The organism is Burkholderia sp. Bp8992 (genome assembly GCF_003853705.1).
In the GTDB taxonomy this organism is placed as follows: domain Bacteria; phylum Pseudomonadota; class Gammaproteobacteria; order Burkholderiales; family Burkholderiaceae; genus Burkholderia.
This window is the reverse complement of the sequence record NZ_QTQI01000024.1, coordinates 122,785-129,343: the sequence shown is the minus strand read 5'-3', so window position 1 is coordinate 129,343 and position 6,559 is coordinate 122,785. Positions and strand designations below refer to the sequence as shown.

Genomic DNA, 6,559 nt, shown 5'->3' with positions numbered 1-6,559 from the left:
TGCGGCGGCGGTGACGACAATTCCTCGCCCGCGTCGTCCGGCGGATCGGGCACGAGCAACAACGGCGGCAGCGGCGGATCGGGTGGCGGGACGCCGACCACGGGCACATCCGGCGGCAATTCGGGCTCGCCGACCGCCTCGAACCTCGACTGCGATCCGGTTTACCAGCAAGGCGATACCGTGCAGTTGCACATGTATACGCAAGCGACGTCGCAGAGCCCGTCGGTCGACAACGGCGTGTACACGCGGACCTTCGCACCGGCGACGTTCAATGGCGTGGCGCTCACGCAGCAGGCTGAAACCACGACCGGCTCGCCGATCCAGACCAATGACTACTACCTCGTCGGTAACGGCGTGCGCACGAACTACGGCAGCGAGGTCTACAGCGGCGGCACGCTCGTGTTGCGCGACGTGAACTCGCCGCCCTATGTCGAGACGATCGGGCTCACAGGAAGCGAGACGGTGAACTACGTGAGTACGCCCGTCATTCCGTCAGGCGGCGCGCAAACGGCCGTCTCGATCCAGCGTACCTACGTCGCACGCGAAACGGTCAGCCTCCGGAACGGCAAGGTCTTCGCGAACGCCTGCCACTATCAGACGACGGAGACGACCGCCAACCAGGCGGTGACGACCAAGACGAGCGCGGACGACTGGCTCGCGCCGGGCGTCGGTCTGGTCAAGTCGGTCGCCAACGTCGGCGGCACGCAGATCATCACGCGCGAACTGGAAGCGGCGACGGTGGCGGGCAAGTCGTACTGAGCCGAGCTTGCGGGCAGCGCGGCGGCGGCAATACCGCACGCGCACCCGAGGTATCCGACCAGGGATTGCGGGAGTCGAACGCCATCAGCGCCGGGACGACGAACAGCAACGGCAGCGTGAGCCGCGACGTCATGGGCGCACCATGCGTCCGGAACGACAGGTCGTCCGTACGCCGTACCAACAAAAGTCGACAAATCGGAACAGTTCGGTCCGGCGTTCCTGCCTACCATCCGGACGTGCCTCCCGGATTCCCTTGCGCGCTCGGCATCGGCAGATGCGCCGCCCGCATCCTGCCGCCCGTCTTTGCCTCGCATCCTGACATGCCTTCAAGAAAGCAAAGGATTCGCCATGTCTGCCAGATCGTTCGCTTCAGTCGCGCTGATGCTGCTGCTTGCCGCGTGCGGTGGCGACGCGGATTCGTCCGCACCGGGCACTTCCGTCGCGGCAACCGAGATGCGCGCGTTGCCGGCCGCGACCTGGAGACCGCTCGTGCCCGGCACGAGCTGGCAATGGCAGATCGACGGCAACACGATCAACGAGACCGTGCTCGACCGCGTGAACAATCCTCGCAAGATGTTCGACGTCGACATGGAGCAGACCGATGCGGCGACAATCCAGCGCCTGAAGGCGAAGGGCATCTACGTCGTCTGCTACATGGAAACCGGCGGCCGGGAAGACGGCCGCAGCGATGCGAACCAGTTTCCCGACAGCGTGCTCGGCTACCCCGTCGAAGGATACGAAGATCATGAGCGCTGGCTGGACATCCGCCAGACGAAGATCCTGATGCCGATCATGCTGGCGCGTCTCGACCAGGCGAAGAAAAAGGGCTGCGACGGCATCGAACCGGATCTGGACGACAGCTATCGGCAGGAAACGGGTTTTCCGCTGACGCGCGACGACCAGTTGCGTTACAACACGGCGCTGATCGCCGCCGCGCACGATCGGGGGATGTCGATGGGCCTCAAGAACGGCTCGGGGATCGCCACCGCGATGGCGAAGGTCGCCGACTGGGCGCTCAACGAGCAGTGCAACAGGTTCCACGAGTGCGACGGCTACGCGAGTTTCATCGCGCTGAACAAGGCCGTGTTCAATGTCGAGTACACGCGCCCGGACGGCATGACGCTCGCCGATTTCTGTCCGGCGGACAACCGCGCCAACTTCGACGGCATTCTGAAATGGTCGAGCGACACGCTCGCGGCGCTGCCGCGCGCGGCCTGTCGGTTCGAGTGAGCGGCGGCGCGCGACGACACTGCGTTCCGCTGCCCACGCTTCATCGTCGACTTCCGCTTCGGAAGGATGCCGAAGCCTGCATGATGCACGGTCGCGCGATGCGCGCCCGCCAATGCCCGTAATATCCCGGCGGCGTCCTTCATCGATCCCGCAGCGGTAAATTCTTCCCTGAACGGCAGGTCGCGTTTATGATCCCGCCACGCAAGCGGTGGTCGCTGGAATCGTCTGATTGGTCGCACGACCAGTCCGTTCCTTCGGGCATCGCTTTCCTTTTGTGCCCAACCTTCACACGAGTTTACGAGACCCTCCTGCAACTCGGGTCTCGTCGTCGTCGAATCGAAAGCGATCTGTAAATAATAATGCTGCCGACCAGTTATAACGCGTTGCTCGTTCTTCTTTCGCTCCTGATCGCCATACTGGCGTCCTACACCGTGCTGGACATGTCCGGACGTATCAGGACCGCTCGGGGGCCCGCCGCACATTGGTGGCTGGTCGGCGGGGCTTGCGTGATGGGTGCCGGCATCTGGTCGATGCATTTCGTCGGCATGCTCGCCTTCGCGTTGCCGATTCCGGTTGGGTACGATCCGGCCATTACATGGCTGTCGTTGCTGATCGCCATCGTCTGCTCCACGTGTGCGCTGTGGCTCGTCGGCAGGAACACGCTGAAGTGGTACCGGCTGTGTGGCGGGGCCCTGTTGATGGGGGCCGGCGTAGCGGGGATGCATTACACGGGCATGGCCTCCATGCGCATGTCGCCGGGCATCCGGTACGACCCGTTGCTCGTCGGCCTGTCGGTCGCGATCGCAGTGATCGCGTCGGGCGCCGTGCTGTGGATCGTATTCGTTCGGCGTGCCAATTCCTCTCGCGTGCGCCTGCTCAATCTGGGATCCGCCGTCCTGATGGGGGCCGCCATCGCCGGCATGCACTATACGGGCATGGCCGCCGCGCGATTCCCGCTGGGCAGCATCTGCGGGGCATCCGGCTCCCGCATGAACGCCGGCTGGCTTGCACTGGTCATCGTCGTCGCCACGTTGGCCATCCTCGCCATCGCGTTGATCGTCTCCATCCTCGATCTGCGTCTGGAAGCCCGCACGGCGGTACTGGCGGCATCGCTGGCCGAAGCCAACCAGGAATTGACGTATCTGGCGCTGCACGACAACCTCACCAAGCTCCCCAATCGCGTGCTGCTCGAAGACCGGATCGATCAGGCGATCCAGAACACTGATCGCGAGAAAGGGTGTTTCGCGCTGATGTTCATGGACCTCGATGGCTTCAAGGCGGTCAACGACGCCTACGGTCATCACATCGGCGACCTGTTGCTGGTCGACGTGGCACGGCGCATCGGCGCGAACCTGCGCTCGCAGGACACGATCGCCCGTCTCGGCGGCGATGAATTCGTGCTGGTCGTGGCGGTGGCCGAGCCGGCGGACGCGGCCGACGTGGCGGACAAGGTGCTGGCGGTGATTCGACAGCCGTTCCGCGTGGCCGAGCACGAATTGCGCGTGTCGGCCAGTATCGGTATCGCGCTTTATCCGGGCAACGGCAGCGATTTCCGGGACCTGATGACCAACGCCGATGCCGCGATGTATCACGCGAAGGCACTCGGCCGGAACGCGTACTGTTTCTTCGAAGCATCGATGAACGCGAATGTCCGCGAGCACTTGAAAATCGTGCAGGAACTCCGATTGGCGCTGGAGCGGCGTGAACTGGTCCTGCATTACCAGCCGAAGTTCGAGGTGCCCCATGGGCCGATCATCGGCGTCGAGGCGTTGTTGCGATGGATGCACCCGACACGCGGCCTCATTTCACCCGATCAGTTCATCCCGATCGCGGAAAAGACCGGCTTGATCGTGCCGATCGGCGAATGGGTGCTGGACGAGGCCTGCCGGCAGATGCGCGCGTGGTGCGATGCAGGTCGAACCGACTGGACGATGGCCGTCAACCTGTCGCCGCTGCAATTCGGCCACGCGAGCCTGATCCGGGTCGTGCAGGAGGCATTGGAACGGCACGGGTTGGAGCCGCACTGCCTGACGCTGGAGATCACCGAATCCACGGCGATGCGCGACGCCGACGCCAGCTTGAGAATCCTGCAGCAGCTTCACGACATGGGCGTGCGCATTTCCATCGACGACTTCGGGACGGGCTATTCGAGCCTGCTCTATCTCAAACGCTTGCCGGCCAGCGAGCTCAAGATCGACCGCGGCTTCATCCGCGATCTCGAACACGACACCGAAGATGCCGCGATCATTTCCGCGATCGTCGCGCTCGGTCGGGCACTCGACCTGAAGATCGTCGCGGAAGGCGTTGAAACGACGGCGCAGCAGCAGTTCCTGACGAGACTCGGCTGCAATTCGCTGCAGGGCTTCCTGCTCGGGCGTCCGATGCCGGCCGATCACTTCATCGAAATGGCCACGCACGGCAATGCGATCAAGAACGTTTGATGGTGGATCGGGACGCGTCCGCATCATATTCAATTAAGGGGCTCGATCATAAGGATCGGCCGGCGTCCGTTGTCAGCGCACGCACTTTGGAAAACTGGATGATTTGCGGCGATTGGCCGGGTATTTCGTCGGGGTGAACCGATTCCTTTGAATTCCTGGCGGGAAAGGGGATGACGGGCGATCGCCGGCTGCCTCCACACGTGACTTGTACGAGTAAACCGAAACCGTCAGACTGTCGCTGAATCCTCGGCACGGGATTCATGAAACGAATGCTGCTCGATTCAGAAGATAAATTTCGAGAAGACCGCGTCGGCCGGTATGCTTTGTGTCGCCGGCCACAGGGCCGACGCCGGATATCGAGTACGGAACCTGGCGATGGAGACAACATGTTCGCGGCTGCATCAGGGCTGCGCTGCTGATCCAGGTTGACCTGTTTCACCAAGGCCGGGCGCCTGAATTTGGCAACGCGAAACGCGGGGCCGAATGCTGCGCGCGGCCGCAACTGACAGATCACAAAATGACATTGCAGATTGGGATTCCTCTGGAGATAGCCACCGGCGAACGGCGCGTAGCGACCGTACCCGAGGTGGTCGAGAAACTGATCAAGCTGGGGTTCTCGGTGGCCGTGCAAAGCGGCGCCGGGGCAGGGGCGAATTTCGACGACGACGCCTACCGTGCGGCCGGCGCAACCGTTGCCGCGACGGCGGCCGAGCTCTGGTCCGGCAGCGACATCGTGTTCAAGGTACGCCCGCCGACCAGCGACGAAGTCGCGCTGATGCGCGAAGGCGGCACGCTGATCGGTTTCGTCTGGCCGGCCCAGAATCCCGAACTGATGGAGCAGCTGGCCGCGAAGCGCGCCACCGTGCTGGCGATCGATTCGCTGCCGCGCACGCTGTCGCGCGCGCAGAAGATGGACGCGCTCACGTCGATGGCCGGCATCAGCGGCTACCGCGCGGTGATCGAGGCCGCGCATGCGTTCGGCCGCTTCCTGAACGGCCAGGTCACGGCGGCCGGCAAGGTCCCGCCGGCCAAGGTCTTCATCGCAGGTGCCGGTGTGGCGGGCCTCGCCGCGATCGGCACCGCGGCCAGCCTCGGCGCGATCGTGCGCGCCAACGACACGCGAGCGGAAGTGGCCGACCAGGTCAAGTCGCTGGGCGGCGAATTCGTCAAGGTCGACTACGAAGAGGAAGGCTCGGGCGGCGGCGGTTACGCGAAGGTGATGAGCGAAGGCTTCCAGCAGGCGCAGCGCGCGATGTACGCGCAGCAGGCCAGGGACGCCGACATCATCATCACGACCGCGTTGATCCCCGGCAAGCCCGCGCCGAAGCTGATCACGGCCGAGATGGTGCAGTCGATGAAGCCCGGCAGCGTGATCGTCGACATGGCCGCCGAACAGGGCGGCAACTGCGAACTCACGGTGCCCGGCGAGGCCGTCGTGCGCCACGGCGTGACGATCGTCGGCTATACCGATCTGGCGTCGCGCCTGTCGCGGCAGTCGTCCACGTTGTATGCGACCAACCTGCTGCGCGTGGTCGAGGAGCTGTGCAAGGCCAAGGACGGCACGATCAACGTCGACTTCGACGACGACGCGATCCGCGGCCTCACCGTCATCAAGGAAGGCAACATTACGTGGCCGCCGCCGCCGATCAAGCAGGCGGTCGTCGCGCCCAAGCCTCCGGCAGCACCTGTCGCGGCTGCGCCCGCGAAGTCCAAGGGCCACGGCCACAGCGGCGAGCCGATGTCGGCCAAGGCGCTCGCGATCGTGTTCGCCGTCGGCGCGCTGGCTTTCCTGCTGGTCGGCCAGTTCGCACCGGCCAGCTTCCTGTCGCACTTCACGGTATTCGTGCTCGCGTGCTTCGTCGGCTACATGGTGATCTGGAACGTCACGCCGTCGCTGCATACGCCGCTGATGAGCGTGACCAACGCGATCTCGTCGATCATTGCGATCGGCGCGCTCGTGCAGGTCGCGCCGCCCCTCGGTGAGCTGGCCAACGCCGGCGACCGCCCGTCCGGGCTGATCCTCGGCCTCGCGGTCGGTGCGCTCACGCTCACGGCCGTCAACATGTTCGGCGGCTTCGCGGTCACGCGACGCATGCTGGCGATGTTCCGCAAATAAGGGGACGACAAAA

At 64.4% G+C, this 6,559-nt stretch carries 4 protein-coding genes; all 4 read left to right on the top strand.

The features are described 5' to 3' along the window. Window positions 1-759 (top strand): hypothetical protein (locus DIE03_RS29150; RefSeq protein WP_260434972.1); only part of this gene is annotated, 759 nt, incomplete at its 5' end. Window positions 760-1,107: 348 nt separating this feature from the next. Continuing rightward, window positions 1,108-1,989, top strand: coding sequence for an endo alpha-1,4 polygalactosaminidase (locus DIE03_RS29145; protein WP_124455710.1), 882 nt, complete (start codon window positions 1,108-1,110; stop codon window positions 1,987-1,989). A 359-nt stretch (window positions 1,990-2,348) separates the two neighbouring features. After that, window positions 2,349-4,430 carry a bifunctional diguanylate cyclase/phosphodiesterase gene (locus DIE03_RS29140; protein ID WP_124455709.1) on the top strand — a complete coding sequence of 694 codons (2,082 nt, stop codon included), beginning with the start codon at window positions 2,349-2,351 and terminating at the stop codon, window positions 4,428-4,430. A gap of 517 nt (window positions 4,431-4,947) precedes the next feature. Next, complete coding sequence (locus DIE03_RS29135) at window positions 4,948-6,546, top strand: Re/Si-specific NAD(P)(+) transhydrogenase subunit alpha (protein ID WP_124455708.1); 1,599 nt, start codon at window positions 4,948-4,950, stop codon at window positions 6,544-6,546. Window positions 6,547-6,559: the final 13 nt, after the last annotated feature.

What these genes read in the sequence shown, in the direction of transcription:
- DIE03_RS29135 (WP_124455708.1), top strand. Translation starts at nt 4,948, where the DNA reads ATGACATTGCAGATTGGGATTCCTCTGGAGATAGCCACCGGCGAACGG.
- DIE03_RS29145 (WP_124455710.1), top strand. Translation starts at nt 1,108, where the DNA reads ATGTCTGCCAGATCGTTCGCTTCAGTCGCGCTGATGCTGCTGCTTGCC.
- DIE03_RS29140 (WP_124455709.1), top strand. Translation starts at nt 2,349, where the DNA reads ATGCTGCCGACCAGTTATAACGCGTTGCTCGTTCTTCTTTCGCTCCTG.